This window comes from bacterium, from assembly GCA_030704665.1.
GTDB lineage: Bacteria > Patescibacteriota > Microgenomatia > Woykebacterales > RBG-16-39-9b > JAUYID01.
Map to the genome: position 1 here is coordinate 178,276 of JAUYID010000009.1, position 18,901 is coordinate 197,176.

Below are 18,901 nucleotides of genomic sequence, written 5' to 3' on the forward strand. Positions count from 1 at the left end.
CCAGTTTTTGGGTAAAAAAACTGATCATAAATTCGAAGCTATGAGTGTTTCTCCTTAGCCTCAAGAAGGGCAACCACTAGTTAAAAAACTCTTTAATTGGTGGTTGCCCTCACTCGAGGCGCAAAATTGAATTCAAATGGAGGAGCATCATGCCTAGCGAACTTCCCGGGGGTCCAATCCTGATCGTCTACGTTGCTGCTGCTGCCTTCATGGTAGCTGGACTAATCTGGAACCTCAAGTGGAGGAAGAAGAAGCGGTCTGAAGCCGACGACGCCTTCATGATCGCCCATCGGCTTGCCGCGGCGAACCCAAACCTCAACCGCTACCAGCGTGAAGCAAACTACTTTCGCTTCACGGCCATGGTGCTGGAAGGGAGGGGTTCAGCAGTGGTGAGTGAGCACATCGGCTACATCCTTGAGGCTCTCGAAAACGGGCCGCAGCTTGTGGCGCAAGGAGGTGGAACTCCTTAACCATCAAGGTAAACCGAACTCATCAACAGGAGGAAAACGATGAATACCGGAAACAAACTGATGGGGTTGGGGGCGTTCCTCTTCGCCATCGCAGTCGCACTGACCTTCGCCATGGGCGGAGAGAAGGTGTTGACAGGCAATGACGTGGGCTTCCGAGTCCCGTTGAGGCCTGCTGACCCTTCGATCGCCGAGTCCTTGCCTTGCAAGGAAGATGAAGGTCAGTTGGTTGTACGCCCCCTGAACCGCCTTACTGGCAGCCTTTACAAGGGTCTCCAGGCAACGGCGGTGTACGGGTCTGAGCCTCTGCGCGGAAAGACGCAGGACGACGGCACGATCGTGTTCAGTGGAGTGCCGATAGGTGCTCAGCCGGCCGTCATCTTCGAGAGTAACGAGTTGGTCTGGACGGGTGATCGTATCTCCGAAAAGCACGTCCCGCTGCAACGCAGCCATGAGGACTGCACTGCGGAGACGGCGGTCTACCTTGTTCCGCTCAGTGATCCGAAACCGACCGACTATACGACCAACATCGATCAGGACGGGTGGGGTCCGCAGTCGGCACCAGCGCCTTTGGCTCTCTTGCCCGGCCACGAACAGCAGCTGGTGAGTTCAGTACCGATCGCGCCAGACCCGAGCGCGGAACAGTTCTTCATGGGTCTCGACCCGCGAGAGCAAACTCGAGTCACTATGAACTGTAACGGGTTCAAGGTCGACGCTAATTCGGATCCGAAAGAGCTGATCTTCGACTACGATGAGGCCGTGAGCAAGGGCTTTATCAGTCAGCTCGAGGCGGCTGGTTTCGATTTCGAGAAGGGTCCGGGTGGAAAGCTTCTCATCAAGGGAAGTGGCTACAAGGTGAGCGTTCTTCTGGACGCAGGTAGCTGCGACACCCGTTTGGCAGGGGGCTTTAGCTTCAGCGGTGAGCCAGCCTCAATCGTCCAGCTCTTGGACGGTACGGTGGCAGTTTTAGACGACAAATGTCTGAACCTGATCACCCCCACGAAACCGCCTGAGGAGACACCAACCCCGACCAACACCCAGACCAAGACGGTCACTCCGACGGGGACAGTACCGGCAACAGGTACGCCAACGCCTACCTCGAGCCCAACGAACACACCGAGCCCGACGAAGACTTTCACACCGACGAAGACGCCGGTCGTGAAGGAATTCCCGTCGTCGACACCGAAACCGCCGACCAGCACACCGGTGCCCTCGGCTACGGCAACTCCCGGTTGTCCAGGAGACTGTACACCGCCGCCGACGATAGCACCGACTAAAACGCTAGCGCCGGTTACGAATACGCCAGCGCACCCGACGAACACGCCGATACCGTGCGACTGTCACAAGACGCCAACGATACCGGTGCCGACACCAACGGACTACCCAACCGAGGTGCCCACGCCGACACCCTGGATAGTCTGACGAATGAGTAAAAGAGAGGGAATACAGGGAGACAGGAATAGAGATCAAAAGACTTGTAGTGGCAACACTGAAGTCTTCCTGCCCCTCTCTTTGAGCAAATCAAGCAAATTGGTTTTCTCGGAAAGGGGAGAACAAAGAACTACAAAGCCGATAGAGAGAGCTTTGGCTTGTTTGTTGATAAAGTCACTATTACGCTCTTAAATTAAGGTATAAGGCCTTTGCCAGCCCCCAAGGGTAAAGAACGCAGGGCTTGACAAGGACCTATAGTGTAGGATATAATACTTGTACTTTTAACTCCCGCCCCGCTTTCAGAAGCGCTTATAAATTTGCCTGACCCAAGTTCTGTAAGTAAAAAAATATGTTGAAAAAATTAACAGCGAGTTTGCTTACTGCCATTTTATCATTACCACTTTCTTTAGGGGTGGTTTCTCCATTGGCTTCTGTTGCCAATGCTACGGCTCCTCATTACACTCCAACTTTTGGAGTTGATAAGGATCAAGCTAAAGCAGGAGATACTCTCACCTATACTTACAACGTCAAAAACGATGGTCAAGTTGATCTTACCAGCGTCTTTTTGGCTGGAAATCTTTCCAACTACATTACTTTGAAGCCTGGTACAACTACCGCTACTAAAGGTTCTACTTCTGTAACTGGATCTGATGCTTGGATCACTGACGGTCTCAACCTCGGTGGTCTTAAAGTTGGGCAAAGTGCTTCTGTAACTTTCAAAGCTACAGTTAAAGCGGGTGTTGCCGCTGGCTCTCTTATTCAAACTGTGATGCAAAGCAAAACAAATGAGCTTCCAAACTGGATTCAATGTGCTGCTTATACCAATGTGGGTGCTACTTTGCAGTACAAACCTTCTAAGAGTGTCGACAAGGCGACCGCGACTATTGGGGACACTTTGACCTACACTTTGAAAGTAAAGAACAGCGGTGACTTGCGTCTGCACGATGTCTCTATCGCGGAAACCTTACCGACCAACGTTGACTACATTGCTGGCTCTACTGTCTCAACCAAAGGTAGTTCTACAGTTAACGTTACCGACGCTTGGATTGCTGATGGAGTCAATCTGGGAAGCTTAGAAGTTGGACAAACTGCAACCGTAGTCTTCAAAGTCAAAGTTTCTGACTCTGCTAAAGACGGTGACACACTTCAAAACGTTGGACACTTCACAGCTAAAGAGTTGCCAAATGAAATCCAATGTGCTGCTTTGACCAAAGTTGTCGTTCCTAGCAAAAAGGGTTACATCAAAGTCATCAAGTTTGAGGACTTCAACGGCAACGGTGTCAAAGATGGCGCTGACAAAGCTCCAAAGACAAGCTTTACCTTCCGTGTCGTTGGTATGGGTCTTGATTTCACTTTGACTACCAATGCTAAAGGTACAGCTGTCAGTGGTGCCCTTCCAGTTGGAAGCTACACTGTAACTGAGAAAAGTAAAGCCGGTTGGACGGCAACTACCGCTAAGACGGTAACTATCGAAGTCGAAAACAACAAAGTTACCGAGGTGCGCTTTGGTAACAAGCAAGCTGGTAAAGTTCTGCCAACAGAACTTCCCAACACTGGTCCTGAACTATTCCTCTTAGGTCTGCTTGGTATCGGTCCGGCTGGACTGGTCATCAAGAAGCTTAAGAGCCGAATCTAAGAAGCTTAGAAACTGATCTCCTGCCCGATCGGTTTTTAGCCTGTTGGAAAGAGAAAAGGCAGTCTATTGACAAGAGGTAGTGCAGAGTGTTTTAATGAGTGCGTTCTCAAACCTCACTTCAGTTTCCCTAGAATTTAAAACAGTGAGCTAGCCCAAAAAATAAAATGCCAAGAACTGCAAAAGAAAAAACTGATACCAAGGTTTCTTCGGATGAAAAAGTCCTTGAGGAAACTCCACAAGAAATAGCAACACCAGAGACTCCGAAAGGGAGTGACTTTGACTACGAAACTCGCGATAGTTTTGATAGTTTGGCTGCCCCAAGTACACGCGGAAAAGGTGTGCTCGAAATGATGCCGGAAGGTTACGGCTTTTTGCGGGCCAACGGTCTGACTGCCGGTAACGGAGACATCTATATTTCCCAATCCCAAATTCGTCGTTTTGATATTCGAGCTGGAGACAGTGTTGAAGGGTTGGTTCGTCCTCCCAAAGACACCGAGCGTTATTTTGGTATGCTCAAAGTTGAGAAGATCAATGATGTCAGCCCAGATCAGGCGATGAAAAGACCAAAGTTTGAAAACTTAACCGCCGTTTATCCTGACAAACAACTCAAGCTTGAAACCGGTAAACTACCCCTTTCGACCAGAATGATTGACCTGCTTGCGCCGATTGGTTTCGGACAGAGAGGTATGATCGTCTCCCCACCCAAAGCAGGTAAGACCACGATTCTTAAAGACATCGCTCACGGTGTTGCCACCAACTACCCTAAAGCGCATTTAATGGCCGTCCTGATCGGTGAGAGACCTGAAGAGGTGACCGACATTACCCGCAACGTCAAAGGTGAAGTCCTTTCCTCAAACTTTGATGAGCCGGCTGAAGCCCAAACCAGGGTTGCAGAAGTTGGTTTGGAAAGAGCCAAGCGCCTAGTTGAAAAAGGGGAGGACGTCATCATTCTTTTGGACAGTATTACTAGACTGGGACGTGCCTACAACTTAGCCTTACCACCTTCAGGAAGAACCCTTTCCGGAGGTTTCGACCCAATCGCTCTTTACCCACCCAAGAAATTCTTTGGGGCCGCCCGAAATTTTGAAAAAGGTGGCTCGTTAACAATTCTGGCAACTGCCTTGGTAGACACCGGAAGCAGAATGGATGATCTCATTTACGAAGAATTCAAAGGAACAGGAAACATGGAGCTCCATCTCGACCGCTCGCTGGCGGAAAGAAGAATCTTCCCCGCTATTGATGCGTCGAGATCTGGTACCAGAAACGAAGAGCTACTTCTTGGTGAGAAGGATCTTCAACAAGTTTGGCGCTTGCACCGCATGTTGGAAGCTCTGAACGAGCTGGAAAGAACCGAACTTCTCATTGAAAGACTTTCAAAATCAGGAAGTAACGAAGAATTCCTCGCTTCCCTTCATAAGGGCGACTAAATTTACCCAATATTAACTAAATATTTTGTTGCAACAACCAATTGAACTATGGTTAGCAGACTAGTCCAGAGAGTGGTAAGTTAAATTGGCCAAGACTTGCTAGTCTATGTTAGAATAAAAGTTGTTAAAAAGTTAGTCGTTTGAGCCACTGCCTGGCAAGCAAAGGCAACTATTTAACGGAGGGCACCCAGCGCTTTGTTGGTCAGTCTAGACAGTTTAGACATTTAGGATTGGTTGACAAAGTGCTGGGTATTTTTTCGATGGAACAACCCATCAAAGAGGACAGCAGCGACAATCTTTACAGCTACAATATCACTTCAAGTTTCCTAGATCTCGCTTCTTACAGTGAAGAGGGCTACGCAGTCAAAGAAAGAAAAGGTCTGCTCTTTCAGACTAGACTGGTTCTTCAGGTGCTCTTAGGTTGGCTAGGGTCCCTAGTCTTGGTGAGCTGGGACAGCCTGAGATTTCTTTTTGCTTACGCTTTCTTCATACAAAAGAAAGCAGTTGCCCTGGTTCATTTTCTTGATCTCTCAAAGGATCAGGCGGTTCATTTTATGATGTGGCGCCGCGGAGTTCTTTTTCGACCCGCCACCCACGGTGGGTTTTTGGCTCTTGGGGCGCTGGCGATTCTCGTTGGAGGGATTTTTTCTAAAGTTGAAATTGCGGCACAAGATTTAACTGCTTCTGAAAACCTAGTTTCAGCCCCCAACACCCCGGAGACGATTATTCCTCTGGGGCGACCACGCTCCGAGATCGTAAAGTATCAAGTAAAAAATGGTGACACTATTTCCTCAGTCGCCAAAAAATTCTCAGTTTCGGCTGACAGTATCAAGTGGGCCACCAGCTTAAAGGCAGACAAAATCAAACCAGGAGAAACCCTGAAAGTACCTCCGGTGACAGGAGTAGTCTATAAAGTTGCCGCCGGCGATACTCTAGCTAGTGTGGCAGCCAAATACTCAGCTGATAAACAAACGATTGCCGACTACCCGTTCAACTATATCGACGCAACTCTGCAGTTAAAGTTGGGACAAACCCTGGTAGTTCCCAACGGCAGTATTCCTGAGCCCAAACCGGCGCTTGCCACTCCGGCTCGATCCTATCTTCCAAATCTGGTAGCCCACGGTAGCGGTGCTTTGGCATGGCCAGTCCGCGGCTGTCAAATCAGTCAGTATGCTTCCTGGTTCCACCCTGCCATTGACATCGCTTGTCCTTATGGGACTGCCGTTTACGCAGCCGATTCCGGCCGGGTCATTGTTGCTAAAAAACTCGCTTACGATTTTGGTTGGCACGTTGTCATTGATCACGGCAACGGGATGACCTCACTCTATGCCCACATGTCAGCTCTTTACCCGAGGGTCGGGGATAATATCGGCCGCGGGCAATTGGTTGGGGCAGTTGGAACTAGTGGACGAGCGACTGGTCCTCACCTGCACTTCCAGGTTACAAGAGCAAGCAGCAGTCTCAACCCAATGTCGTTGCTGCCTTAAACCATCTTTAACCTTTCCCAAAATTCCTTTAAGCTTAAGCAATGATTGATAGCGTTCAAATAAGTCTAAAAGCCGGTCGAGGAGGAAACGGTCAAGTTTCCTTCAATCGCATGACTGGCAAGACTTACGGGCCTCCTGATGGGGGCAACGGCGGTAAAGGGGCAGACCTTTACTTGGAAGCAACTTCTGATTTAAATACCCTTTTACCGTTTCGTTTCAGTAAAGTTTTTGAAGCAGAAAATGGAGAAAACGGTGGTAAAAACAACAGACAAGGCGCTGCCGGCTCTGACCGGGTTCTAAAAGTTCCGGTTGGGACTATCCTCAAATCAATCAAAGGCGAGAAGCTTTTTGATTTGGAAGTCGAAGGTAAGAAGGTTTTAGTTGTCCAAGGAGGTAAAGGAGGGCGGGGCAACGCTCACTTGCCTCACTCACAGCTTTCTGATCCCAGGCCAGGGAAAAAATGGGACTATCTAAAAACGGCTGAGAAGGGTGCTGCCGGGGAAGTGATCGAACTAAACTTAGAGCTGCAGGTATTGGCCGACGTTGGTTTAATTGGTTTGCCCAACGTGGGCAAGTCAACCTTGCTGTCAAGGTTAACTGCTGCCAAACCAAAGATCGCTGATTATCCCTTTACCACCCTAGAACCGAATCTCGGCGTGATGAACTACGGAAGGGGAAACACACAGTCTTTGGTTCTCGCTGACATTCCAGGGCTGATTGAAGGGGCTTCAGAGGGGAAAGGCCTTGGAGATCAGTTTTTGCGTCACATTGAGAGAACTAAATTGCTGGTGCATGTTTTGGCTGTAAATGAAGCAGACTTACTTAAAAACTACCAAACCATTCGAGAAGAACTAAAGGCCTATGATCCGACCGTTACTACCAAAAAAGAAATCGTCGTCCTCAACAAAGCCGACCTGGTTACACCAAAAGAAATGAATGAGAAGGTAAAACAACTGTCAAAATTAAAAATAAAGCCACTCGTGATTTCAGCTGCGGCTGAGATTGGTTTGGATGAGTTGAAAAAGAAAATCGTCCAGGCCAGTAAATAAGGTTAGATTTCTACACTTTGTCCGTCGTCGAGGACAATTACTTCGACTTTTTCTGGGGCTTGGTTAGCAAACTCATTTGGGTCCGCTTTCCAGGCCGAGTAATGAATCGGAACGATGCGTTTTGCACCTAGGGATTTTGTTAATTCCCAGGCCTGCGGAAAGCGAACTGTCGGCCCGGCAATAGGAATAGCAGCACTTTCAATTTTTAGATCAGCAATTTTGATCCCGTCTCCCGGATCGAAAAAGATTCCGTTTATTACATAACCAGTGTTGGGTGGGCCGTCTCTACGCTCTGGTTCCAAGTCCATATGGAGCCCGCACTTTCCGTCTTCGGTGATTGTTTCTGTGGTGACTCTGTTATTACAACCACGGCACCAAAGACCTTGAAAGTGGGCTAGGTCTATGGGTAAAATTTTGAAATTTTCCACCTCGAATTCGACCCGGTCTTGAACAGGGTTAACTTTTATCCCAGACTTTGCAGCTAGTTTTACTACCGCTGAGTTAGCATAAATAGGTAGTGAGGTAAAAGCCTTGAGGTGTTCGGCGTCGAAGTGATCTGGGTGTTCGTGAGTAATTAAAACAGCATCAACTTTCCCCAGATCAGCAGCGGAAAATTTCTCAAAGGTATAGACTCCCGGATCAATCATCAGGTACTTACCATTTTCTTCGATTATTAAATTGGATTGGGGGAATTTAGTTATTTTCATAGTTTTGGTGGACCGAGGGAGATTCGAACTCCCGGCCTTTGCAATGCGAATGCAACGCTCTACCAACTGAGCTATCGGCCCCGGATGAAATTGTTAATGGTGGACCGGAAGAGACTCGAACTCTCAACCCCCTCCATGCCATGGAGGTGCGCTACCATTGCGCCACCGGCCCAAAGGTTGGAAGCATTCTATCAAAATGTGGGATTGAACTCAAGCTAAAGAGCTATTTTTAACTTTTATTGTTTTGGAGCTGCTGATTTACTTGCTTCTTGCGCTTTCTTCTTGATCTCATCCAGCAGTTTTTGCGCTTCCTCTTTTTTCGGATAGCCGGTAGGTACCTGATTGCCGGGCAAAATTTCTAGGTAAGCACCCAACTCGTTGACAGCCTGATTTAGACTGTCCACCCCACCTTTGGCGATGAAAGCTTGAGCTAGATCGTAGCGAGCTGGTAGATAGTCAGCTTTAGCTTGAGTGGCCGACTGCAAGAGTTTAATCGCATTTTCGTAATCCTTTTCAGAGTAATAGAGGGTTGCTAGCGACTGATAAAGCTGCGGGTTGAGCGGGTCGAGTTGAATCGCGCGGATGTAAGTATTTTTGGCGTGAATGAGGGCATTGGCTCTTTGATCCCCACCAATATTGCTGTAGATCAAAGCTAAAGATTCCCAGTTGGCCACGTTGAGGTTGCTGGTCCCAGGAACTTTCTTGATAGTGATCACACCCAGACCGCGAGTTTCATAGCCAGAGGCGATTTTACCCTCATTTTGTGCTTCACCAATCAAACCGACCAGAGTGTTTTGCTCATCTTTGGTGAGTTTACCTCTTTGACTGATTGATTTGGCCAAAGAAAGGTCAGTCAACATCAGGGTGCGGTGGTAAAGGTCAAAGTAAGAGTTGCTACGGATAGAGGCGAGCAGGTTGTCACGAATGTTTTTCCCGTTGGCGGGTTTTTGATTGGCCTCGTTGACGGCGCGGCGGAAGTAAACTTCACCGGCATACACTCGGTAACCAACAAAAACCAAGGCCAAAAAGACAAAGATAGCCGGAATGAAGCTAACCAGAGCCAAACTGTTTTGTTTCGGTCGGCCGGCGGGCTCAACTTGAATGATACCGCCACTGCGCAGTGCTACTAGACGAAGGTCAACGTCATCAACTCCGGCGACACCAGCATCTCTCAATAGGGAAAAGGCAGCAGCAGTGATCAAGAGAAAGACTAAGAAGGTCGCAATACCAGAGTTGAAGAAGACCAGACAAAGAGAGAAAACAACAATTGAGACTGCCAAAAAGAGGCTCTCTGAGTTCTGCTTGAGGTTCGGAGAATTGAGAACATATTTGATTGTCGGTCTGACGGCGGCAAGGACGATCAGCGAAAAGGCAATCAAACCAATGATACCCATCGTTGGGAGAATACCCAAATAGTCGCTTCCGGACTCATCAAAACGAATGTTCCAATTTGAAGTTGAGTTCATTTCAAATGGTTTGAAGGCGGTGAAATTAAAAAGATACGTCCCTGGTCCGGAGCCAAGAAGAGGTTTTTCGCCAGTTGCTCGAGCGGCAACTTTCCAACTATTAGCGAGAGGCAGAGTATTTTCTTTGACCAGCTCCAGACTGGCGGGCTTACCCTTTACCATAGGCTTCAAGAGAGTGTTTCGCAGCGATCCAGAAGCAAAGACTAGGGCGACAACAACGAAGATCGCGACCAGACCACCAGCTAGCCAACGATCAGTCGGCTCGAGAATGAGTTTTGGTGAGAGTACCAGAAAGGCGGCTCCGGCTACAGCAAGGCCAATCCAACCCACTCCCATGTTGCTGAAGATAAAGGCAAGACTCATGAAAAAGATTGCCAAGGCGGCGGCGGCTTTCAGAAAGTAGTTTTTTTCTGAAAAAAGAAGCGAAAAAGCAATTGGCAGGCTTACAACTAAGTAAAGAACCAACTGATTGATACTTCCAATTGGAGTCCAGTTTCTTGCTTTGGTGTAGGCTTGGGGAAGAAGGTACTGACCAAAGAAAGAAGCCGTGCTCAGAAAACCAAGGACCAAACCACTGGCCACTACAGCCCAAAGCAGAAGACGGCGAGTTTCTTTGTCCAGGTTGGAGACGGCAACGAAGTAAAGCAAGCTGTAAGAAAGAATCGAGAGAAAGGAGAAGTGGAACCTCGGGTACCAACCGGCAAGAGAAATGACCTGATCAACACTAAAAACAGTCGAGAGTAAACTAACAGCCAGGAAAATTAAGATAGGTATATCCAGCGCCGTGCGCACCACCCGGACCCGACCTTCAAGGAGCATTTTTCCAGTCCAGAGAAGAGTCAGGATGGATGCCGAGCCAACGAGAAGAATATATTTGTTGAAGTTGAAGGCCTCACTGGTAAAAGTTAAAAAGAAAAGCGGAGTGATAAAGGCCAAAGCAACTAGGTAATAACGAATAATAAGATTTAGGGTTTGTGTGTAAGCTTCTTTCATGGCGCTAAAAAACCCAGGCTAGTGGCAAATAAGCTTGGGCAATAATACCTTTCTCTTGCTTAAGTTAAGAGAGTGCAAGCAAGGTGCACTTAGTCTAGATTCTTCTGAAATTATTGTCAATTCCTTTTTTGTCACCTTTAGCAGCAAAGGTGACACCAAACTGCCGGCCGAGAGACTCCGCCTAGAATCTACTCCTCCTGATCAACTAAGAGCCAGTTAAATTCAACCGCCTTTGGCGCTGTCACTGGCGCGTTACTTTCAAGACTACTGTCAAGACCAACAGTGAAAGACTCTCCTTCTTTGACTTCCTTTATATATAGACTCAGACCCGCAGTTTTTGTTTTTGGGGTCAGATAAATTAACGATTCAGACTTTACCTTTGGAGTTTGGATCGTCACCTCTTCCTGACCAGCTTCAAAGCTAGCAGTCCCGGCGATTTGGGCAGTTTTTTTGATTGTTAATCTCTCGCCAATGACCAGCTCTTGAACTCGAACAAAAGTTGCTTGAACAGAGCTAAAGATAGCCTCACCAAGATCAGAAATCGAAGCAACAACTTCTCCAAAAGCGTTCTTAACTTTAAATTGACTTTGAGCTGAAAGTGAGGCAACTAAGTTCTTTTCTTCATCAAGACTTAGTTTTGCTAGGGCTGAATCATCCAAAGCCAAGGTGCTGACATCAGTTGGATTCGAAGACCCAGTTTCTTGGTTTTGGGTTTCGCCTTCGGCGACAGTTGTCAAAAGATCAGAATTTTCTGGTTGGGTGATACTGTCGTCCTGCCAGACGCGGAAATAGTCAACATCAAGATTAGCTGTTCCGGCGGCGGTCGTTACCGACATCAAAAACATTGACATGGCCGTGTTACCCATAGCTGAAGTAGTTGAAGTCACAGTTCCACAACTAGTCTCGACAATTCCGTTGGTGACATCATTGTCGACAAAAAACTGAATTTCCGGTGAGGTTGTCGAAGTTGCTTTACGAAACTCAATTCTTAAATAAGAAAAGTTGGTCGTTCCGAAACCAGTGGTTGGACAGGTGACGACGTTGGCAGCGTTGGTCCCATCCTGGACGACCCCGTACCAGCCAGTGGTGTTGCAAGTCGGAGTGGTTGGGGCTGAACAAGTAGAGAAGTAAACTCCTTTGTCCCCGACAACAGGAGCGTTTTTCGCAGTTGCAATGTTGCTGATACCAGCATAGTAGCGGGTTGTAGTCGCACTAACATTGGTTCTCACTTTCATGACAACTTGGGGGAAATTGCCGGTATTAAAGATATTGTTGTTGGTGTTGTTGGCATTGGTTCCGATGGACTCGAGACAGGCGACCCCAGTGCCCGTGTTGTAGCTGGAAGCAATCCGCTCAAAACCGTTGGTTGCGTTGTTGGAGGAGTAAGTACAGGTATTACTAGCATTGGAAGTACCGGCAATAGAGTTGGTGGTGATTTCACCGGTTTGGGCAGTACAGGAAGTAGCTGGGTTGCCGTATTCACCGCGGGCCTGTTGGTGGCTGGTAGCAGTAAAGCTAGAGTCCGCACAGTTACCACCGCGAAAACTATTGAATTCTTCGGCGAAGTAGGATTGTTTGCTGACAAAGGCGTCAGCCAAGACCAGGGAGCCAAACTGGGTGCTGTTGCCGGTCAAGTCACGAATTTGGAGAAGGTTGGTAGAGGCAGCATTATTTAGTGTCAGAGAAGTGACAGAGTTGGCCCCTGCCGTATTGATAGTAAAGACAGAGGCAGCTTTGTTAAGTCGAATATCAGCTCCGCTTCCGCTGTTTGCAATACTCAGGACCGCACCAGTTGCACTAGGGTAGGCCTGATTTAAAGAAAGAATGTTGGCCGAATCGGTGACTGCACTTCCAAAACCGGTCCAACTACTTGTGAAAGAAGCAACTGCTCCGGTGATATTTAAAGCGGTACCATCATTAATAGTTGTTCTAGAAAGAGACAGTAGGTTCCCACTTCTGGTGCTAGTTCCGGTATCCGAGAAGACCGCTTCCTCAACATTAACCAAATTCCCACTGATCGTGGCCCCACTCCAATTAAGGAAGTTAGGGTTGAGTTGAATATCCAAAAGTCTACCACTGCTTAGAGTGTTTTCAGCGGTAATCTGAACAGCTTTCCCCTCGGTCAGGGCACCTGCAGAAGTAACAAAGCCAGTACCACTGGTAAGCGCATCGACTGAGGCGGTGATAGCGGTTGCAGTTTGGACTCCACTGAAAAGAGAAATAGTTGAAGAAGCGTTGGTGTTGCCGATGTTGATCAGACTTATCCCCGGAGAGTCGTTGTTGTAGCCAATATTTATTTGCTTGTTGGAAGTTCCGGCACCAAGATCAATTTTTGAGGTAGCCGCAGCACCAGTAGGTACCTCTAGACTAATTGTGTGGACGTTGCCACCAAGATCTTCTAAAGTGGAGATACTAAAGTAGGTATTACTACCGTTTTTAATAGTCAGAGCGTTGCTCGTGCTGTTGGCCAAAGCAAGGTTGCTCGCCCCAACGAAGTTGATGGCGTTGTCCCAACCGGCACCAATATTGATTGCATTTTCGGTCGCTTGGGCATCGGCAGTAATACCGGCAATATCGATACCATTGAAAGTGTTGCTTGAGCCAGTGTGGTCAGCGTTGGTGTAGTTGAGATAAAGACCGCGGAAAGTATCTGACCCGTCAAAGGCAGCTAAAGAGCCGGAAAGGGTCAAAACATCAGCCCCGTTGCCAGCCGTGTTGACGCCGTTGTAAGTCCCGGTAGTGAAAGTCGAAACACCAGCTGAAGTAATTCTTGTAATAGCACTGAGCAAAAGGTTCCCACTAGTCAAATCAATATTGCCCCCGGTTTCGTTGAGGATAGAGTCCCCAATGTGACTGCCGTCAGGAGTAAATTTGGCAATTCTACCGTCAGTTCCGCTTCCGCCAATGATTCCACCTGAGCCTGCACAGTTGCCCAAGGTTAGTAAGCAAATTGAGTCTGAAGCAGCACTTGAGACGGGAATAATCACTGTTTTGTCCGCTCCTGGGTCAGCGGCAGTCAGTTCAATTTCAAAACTGTCTGCAGTTGCGCCTTCAAAGAAGAGACTGTTGCCATCGCCACCAGCGGTAGCGGTGAAGGCGGCTCCAGAAGCGATATCTCCGACGGCGATAATGTCACCGGCAGCTCCGACGCCAGTAATTTCTTTCCAGGTTAAGGTGTTTCCAGTTTGCCAGGTAAGAACATAATCAGCGGAAGGGGGAAGAGAATCGTCGTCAGGTAAAGTGTAAATTCGGTCAGTGGTGATCGCGTCCGGAGCTTTGAAGCCAGCATAGCCGCTACCGTTGGCAGCAAGCTCGAGAAAGCGCAGTTCACCAGTATTTCCTGCCCCGCCTCCCGTGGGGTTTAGTAGTAAGCCAACAAAGGTAGGAGAACTTGTAGTTAGTAGGTCTTGGTTCAAACTGACATCAGCTCCACTCACAGTTAAGGTTCTTGAAGTTGTCCCACCGGAAAGAGAGAAACCGTCTGCGTTGGCTGAAGCCAATGTCTTAGTACTTCCAGCACCTGTATCAACAACTGCATAACCGGAGACATCAGGGAAGACTAAGGAACGTATTCCGGTAGGGGCGGTTCCAATATATAAATACTGGCCCGAGCTAGTGTCTCCAAAAACTAGGTTTCCCGAAACAATGTTTAGGTTCGTACTTCCAGACGGGTTGTTGATTTTTAAGTTGCAGCCAATACCAAGGACAGAATTGCAGACTTCGATCGTTTTATCACTTGCATCGCTGAAAAGTAGGTTAGCATCACTGATAGTCAAGGTTCCACTGGAATTTATTGATAGAGCATCACCCCCGTCACCAATGCTGGCTGAAGTAGTAAAATTGATATCTCCACTTACAGTTAGCTCATCGCCGATAACCGCGCTCGAGTTGGTTTGAAGAGTGGTTGCGACCAAAAGACTGCCACCCAAAGTAGTATTGCCGTCAAAATCAACCCGAAATTCTTCGGTAGCACAGCTAGCACCAGTGCAGAGGTGTATTAGATCGCCACTAGCTCCGGTTTTGTTGATGTAAATTGAGTTTCTCGTGGTGTTGTCTATGTCAGCAAGGGCTGAGCCCGGGTTGTCTGGGTCTTCTGGAGCAAGATGGACAAAAGCGTTGCCGACGACACCTCCACTGGCGGAACAAGAAGCAATCAGGTTTGTGGTTGTATTGTTACGACAGAGAACTTCTGTATTTAGATCAGGAGCAGCTAAAGATCCGGTTAGTTCAATGTTGGCATCAAACCGGACTAGAGATTGAGAGTGAATGCCATAGTCCCAGCCAGTTCCAACACTGATTCCTGTTTCTGACCCCGAACCCCCCGTGATTCCCGAAATCGAAATCCCGTTGATGGTGCTGGTGTTGTTACTGGGAGCCGAGATTGTTAGTGGAGTTGTGTTGATATAAGGAGTAGCGAGATTTAAAGCTCCGAAATTGTTAAGAGTAAAAATATTGGTTCCACCATAGGCAACTCTCAAATAATTTCCAGAAGTAGTTGCCGCAATCGTAGCAGAGTAGGCAGTTGCCGGACCAGCAGTAATGCTATTTACAAAAACCCGAGCGTAATAGCGGGGTGTGACACCGGTCTCTGCACTTTGTATCCAACCACCCGGAACAGCCCAAGTGACAGTACCGTCACTTGTTAAATTGCTAGTTCCGTCGGAGACCCCAGTCAAACTACTCCAAGTATCACAGGCCGTTGCGGTGGAAGCGTTGGCACTACAATATTCCCAGCTAACGCTAGTTGGGGCCCCCGCCAAAGTAGCAAAATCAATATAAACGCGGCTAAAGGGGGTACTTTCGCCGAAATTGAGGCTGTCATTTGCAGAAGCCCCAACCGTAAAAGGAGTACCCCCCAAACTAGCTGCCTCAGACGTTACCGTAGAAGTGGGTGTTCCATTGATAGAGTAGAGGACATGGTCGAAAACCCCGTCAGTCGAAGAAGCCCCACTAATATCGATATAGTCTCCGGTGAAAGTTGCCGCCCGATTTTCTAAACGAATCACATCAGTTGTTGAAGTATTGCTGGTTGCAGCGCGCGCGTAAATGTTGGCGCTATCTGCTCCTTCTGAATAGAAAGCGTAGTCGTTGGTTCCTCCGGTCAAGTTTAGAGCGTGGATCCCGTATTGATTAGTTAAGGTTCCACCAGTGGGAACTTGGTTGTTGATCAAAAAGCCGTTTAAGTTAGTTACGGTTACTCCAGTGGTTACTCCAGAGCCAAGAAAGGAACTTGAGGTGGAGAATTGGTTGACATTGCTAACTGTCAAAGAAGCGGTTCCAGGATCATCAACTAGTAAATCAAAAAAACTAGAGTAGTTTACCAGGGCAGAAAGGGTGTGGGCTCCGGTGGCGCTGCTAGCTACCTCTACGTTTGCGACATTGGATAAGTTGATGTTGTTGGTAAGTATATTTACTCCTGGTTGGTTAATAAGGTAAGTCGGGGAAATAATTTGAAAAAGATCTGCTCCGGCCAAAATATCGGGAGAAGTGTTGACGATAATTGTTGGGTCAAAAGTTAGAGCTGCAAGACTAGCCGCGGCAATATTTTTTACATAATTACCACCAACGTGGATGACTGGGCTTTGGATAGCCGTGACTTCGGTCACTGCGTTGGCATCAGCCGGGTCCACATTAATTTCGATAGCGTTTTCCCAACCCGTGCCGATTCTTAAACCCGCTTCATTGATAGCATTGTTGGGAGTCACATTGCTGACTAAAATGGCATTTAAAACCGGTGTTCCGGAGGGGGAGCCGCCAGTATAGCCACTAACATCTACAGTTAGACCGTTTAAATCGCCAGTCAAAGTAGTTGCAGAGGAAGCCTCTACATTGATCAAACCGCCGCTACTAAGGGAACTACGCACATCCAGAGTGCTAGTCGGAGAGTTGGTTCCAAGGCCTAGATAGTTGTTGGTGTTATTAAAAAAGAAATTTGAATTGTCCTGAGTCAGAAGCCCGCCGCTGCCGGCAAAAATTACCGAGCCAGGAGTAAAACTAGAAACTGCCTGGAGAGCTACTGTTCCGGAGAGATTGGGCAAAGTGTAAGTCCGCTCAGAGCTTAAAGCGGTTGCAGTTAAAAGGCCTTGAGAGCCGTTGTGAAAATAAAGTTCGTTGCCCGCCCCACCGTCAGTAAAAGCTGCTCCGGCTAAGATATCACCAATTGCGGTTATATCACCGTTTTTACCTTGACCAGCACAATTGCCACTATTGAGACACAAAGTACCAGATTGATCAGGTAAAGAGATGTTTCGATCGGAAGTTAAGGTTGCAGTTTCAAGGAGAGCGCTAAAACTCCCACTTGGGAAGGCGACTCCTTCTTTGGCATGAACTAGAGAATTAAAATCAGTTTCGACATTGACATTAAAATAAGGATCGATACTGCTTGCCAGTACTACCCCTCCGTTGATTGTCTTGCTTAAGTCTAGACTTTCAAAAGCAGGACGGGAAAAGAAAAGGCCTTTGGCAAAACTGCCAATCAGTAAAGTTAAAGGAAGAAAAATCAAAATTAGGAAAACAGGCAGGGCAAAATTGCGCGAGAGTTTTAAACTCTTGGCAAAACCCCCCGCCAGAAAGGAAGGCTTCTGAGCTTTTATCTCCTCAAGGCTAGGGGAGAGAGAAACTTCAGGAAAATTTAATTGAGGACGAGCCGGAATAGTGGTGAAAGTTGGCAGTAGAGTGATAGGAAAAGATGTACTTTGATGATTTTGTTGAGCTGCTTGTCTTGTTTCTGTCTCACTATTTTCTTTATCCTCATTTTTTTCTTCGACCTGTCTTTCTCTCAACAAAGCCTGGATCGTTTTACCTGATTTTAGTTCTTGGTCAATACCAACTAGGGTTTCAACGACTGACTCTCGATAAGCCCCAGTTGGTGCTGAGAGAGAAAAAGACTTACGGGTGGCATTGGGAAGAAGACCAATCTTGGTGTAATAGCGCAGACGGTTGCTTGGATCCCCCTTACCAAAATCAACACCGGCATTTTTAGCTCGGCTAATGATTTTTTCGATCGGTAGCAGGTCATCCTTATTTTCCCGAAGAATTGCTTGGATTGATTCACCGGACTTGAGGTGGCGATCAATTTCAACAATTTTTTCAACGACTGACTCTCGATAAGCGCCGGCTGGAGCAGAGCTAGCAAACGATTTTCGGGTCGCTTTTGGCAAAAGCCCAATCTTGGTGTAGTAGCGTAGACGGTTGTAGGGATCTCCTTTACCGAAGCTAGCACCAAGGTTTTTGGCACGTTCAATAACTTCTGGGAAAGAAATGAGGAGGTCGCTTGAATTGGGCAGATTTCCTTTAGCCATGGCAGGTTGGGTTTAAGGCTATTTCTCGCGACTTACCGTCACGGGAAATGTACCTAAATTGTACCCATTATATTAATGTAAGTCAAGTTTGAAAAAAGGACAGAAAAAGTGTTTTTGCGTGGCTATTTGTGTTATAATTAGTTTATTGAAAAGCCTGCCATGAAACTTCGAGTAATTTTTTTGCTTATTTTCATAACCCTTTTTTTAACAAGCAAAGCTTTTGTTTTGGCCCAAGATTTCAGCAACGGACAAATAGCAAAAAATCTGCCGGTTGAAGACAAGGGTGTGTCTAGCGGTGACATAGTTTCCAAAAGTGACACTGGTCTAGTTCGAGCCAGCAGCGCCTATGACAAAAACCTTTTCGGGGTCGTCGTTGAAGATCCGAGTTTGAGTCTAAACAAAACATCCTCAGAGAGTTTCCCAATAGTTTCTTATGGTGTATCAAAAGTTAAATTAAGTGATCAAAATGGATCAATAAAAAAGGGCGACTTCGTCACCTCAAGCAAAACTCTTGGCGTTGGTCAAAAAGCGACAGACTCTGGTTTTGTCCTGGGTAGAGCTTTGGAGGACTTAAACTCAAAAACTGGACAAGTCTCAGTTTTTATCAATATTCAGTACAAGGCCGCCGACAGTCCGCAAAATGCCGTTTCTAAGGCAATTTCCAAGGCGGCTGAAGCTTTTACTTCTCAGCTTGAAAACCCTGAAAATTTTCCCGTGATACTGCGTTACTTACTCGCGGTTATCTTGGCTGGTCTGTCCTTCGGCTTTGGTTTCCTTTCCTTTGTTCGGGCCTTACGACGAGGCATTGATGCCATTTCCAGAAATCCTTTGGCCAAAGGTAGCATCCAGTTTGTGGTCTTTCTGAATTTGGTCGGAGTCTTTGTGATCAGTGCCGCAGGAGTTGGTCTCGCTCTTTTTATCATTTTTTATAAATAAA

10 protein-coding genes and 2 tRNA genes are annotated in these 18,901 nt (G+C 47.3%); 7 read left to right on the forward strand and 5 right to left on the reverse strand.

Annotated elements, in window-relative coordinates:
• Positions 1 to 149: 149 nt before the first annotated feature.
• From Q8P13_01105 to obgE, 6 genes are all read left to right on the forward strand, one after another.
• Positions 150 to 470, forward strand: a complete 321-nt coding sequence (locus Q8P13_01105; protein MDP2671044.1) for a hypothetical protein — start codon at positions 150 to 152, stop codon at positions 468 to 470.
• Between the two features lie 39 nt (positions 471 to 509).
• The gene (locus tag Q8P13_01110; GenBank protein MDP2671045.1) at positions 510 to 1,889 is read left to right on the forward strand and encodes a hypothetical protein; all 1,380 of its coding nucleotides are present in this window, start codon (positions 510 to 512) and stop codon (positions 1,887 to 1,889) included.
• Between the two features lie 358 nt (positions 1,890 to 2,247).
• Positions 2,248 to 3,534 (forward strand): SpaA isopeptide-forming pilin-related protein, encoded by a 1,287-nt coding sequence (locus tag Q8P13_01115; protein MDP2671046.1) that lies wholly within the window; start codon positions 2,248 to 2,250, stop codon positions 3,532 to 3,534.
• A gap of 164 nt (positions 3,535 to 3,698) precedes the next feature.
• Entirely contained in the window at positions 3,699 to 4,961 is a 1,263-nt protein-coding gene (gene rho, locus Q8P13_01120) for a transcription termination factor Rho (protein MDP2671047.1), read from the forward strand.
• Positions 4,962 to 5,221: 260 nt separating this feature from the next.
• Positions 5,222 to 6,448, forward strand: a complete 1,227-nt coding sequence (locus tag Q8P13_01125) for a M23 family metallopeptidase (GenBank protein ID MDP2671048.1) — start codon at positions 5,222 to 5,224, stop codon at positions 6,446 to 6,448.
• A 41-nt stretch (positions 6,449 to 6,489) separates the two neighbouring features.
• A complete protein-coding gene (gene obgE, locus Q8P13_01130; GenBank protein MDP2671049.1) occupies positions 6,490 to 7,497 on the forward strand; it encodes a GTPase ObgE in 1,008 nt (335 codons plus the stop codon).
• Between the two features lie 2 nt (positions 7,498 to 7,499).
• Here the strand turns inward: obgE and Q8P13_01135 are convergent, their stop codons facing one another.
• The 5 genes from Q8P13_01135 to Q8P13_01155 form a co-directional block, all read right to left on the reverse strand.
• Positions 7,500 to 8,204, reverse strand: coding sequence for an MBL fold metallo-hydrolase (locus Q8P13_01135; GenBank protein ID MDP2671050.1), 705 nt, complete (start codon positions 8,202 to 8,204; stop codon positions 7,500 to 7,502).
• 5 nt (positions 8,205 to 8,209) lie between these two features.
• Positions 8,210 to 8,285 (reverse strand) — tRNA-Ala (locus Q8P13_01140).
• Between the two features lie 16 nt (positions 8,286 to 8,301).
• Positions 8,302 to 8,376, reverse strand: a tRNA-Ala gene (locus tag Q8P13_01145).
• Between the two features lie 64 nt (positions 8,377 to 8,440).
• Positions 8,441 to 10,663, reverse strand: a complete 2,223-nt coding sequence (locus tag Q8P13_01150; protein ID MDP2671051.1) for an O-antigen ligase family protein — start codon at positions 10,661 to 10,663, stop codon at positions 8,441 to 8,443.
• Positions 10,664 to 10,851: 188 nt separating this feature from the next.
• Positions 10,852 to 17,964, reverse strand: coding sequence for a hypothetical protein (locus tag Q8P13_01155; protein MDP2671052.1), 7,113 nt, complete (start codon positions 17,962 to 17,964; stop codon positions 10,852 to 10,854).
• A gap of 159 nt (positions 17,965 to 18,123) precedes the next feature.
• On the opposite strand from Q8P13_01155, the gene Q8P13_01160 reads away from it, so the two are divergent.
• Complete coding sequence (locus tag Q8P13_01160; protein ID MDP2671053.1) at positions 18,124 to 18,900, forward strand: hypothetical protein; 777 nt, start codon at positions 18,124 to 18,126, stop codon at positions 18,898 to 18,900.
• The last annotated feature ends 1 nt before the right edge of the window (position 18,901 follow it).

What these genes read in the sequence shown, in the direction of transcription:
- Q8P13_01105 (MDP2671044.1), top strand. Translation starts at nt 150, where the DNA reads ATGCCTAGCGAACTTCCCGGGGGTCCAATCCTGATCGTCTACGTTGCT.
- Q8P13_01110 (MDP2671045.1), top strand. Translation starts at nt 510, where the DNA reads ATGAATACCGGAAACAAACTGATGGGGTTGGGGGCGTTCCTCTTCGCC.
- Q8P13_01115 (MDP2671046.1), top strand. Translation starts at nt 2,248, where the DNA reads ATGTTGAAAAAATTAACAGCGAGTTTGCTTACTGCCATTTTATCATTA.
- rho (MDP2671047.1), top strand. Translation starts at nt 3,699, where the DNA reads ATGCCAAGAACTGCAAAAGAAAAAACTGATACCAAGGTTTCTTCGGAT.
- Q8P13_01125 (MDP2671048.1), top strand. Translation starts at nt 5,222, where the DNA reads ATGGAACAACCCATCAAAGAGGACAGCAGCGACAATCTTTACAGCTAC.
- obgE (MDP2671049.1), top strand. Translation starts at nt 6,490, where the DNA reads ATGATTGATAGCGTTCAAATAAGTCTAAAAGCCGGTCGAGGAGGAAAC.
- Q8P13_01135 (MDP2671050.1), bottom strand. Translation starts at nt 8,204, where the DNA reads ATGAAAATAACTAAATTCCCCCAATCCAATTTAATAATCGAAGAAAAT.
- Q8P13_01150 (MDP2671051.1), bottom strand. Translation starts at nt 10,663, where the DNA reads ATGAAAGAAGCTTACACACAAACCCTAAATCTTATTATTCGTTATTAC.
- Q8P13_01155 (MDP2671052.1), bottom strand. Translation starts at nt 17,964, where the DNA reads ATGGCTAAAGGAAATCTGCCCAATTCAAGCGACCTCCTCATTTCTTTC.
- Q8P13_01160 (MDP2671053.1), top strand. Translation starts at nt 18,124, where the DNA reads ATGAAACTTCGAGTAATTTTTTTGCTTATTTTCATAACCCTTTTTTTA.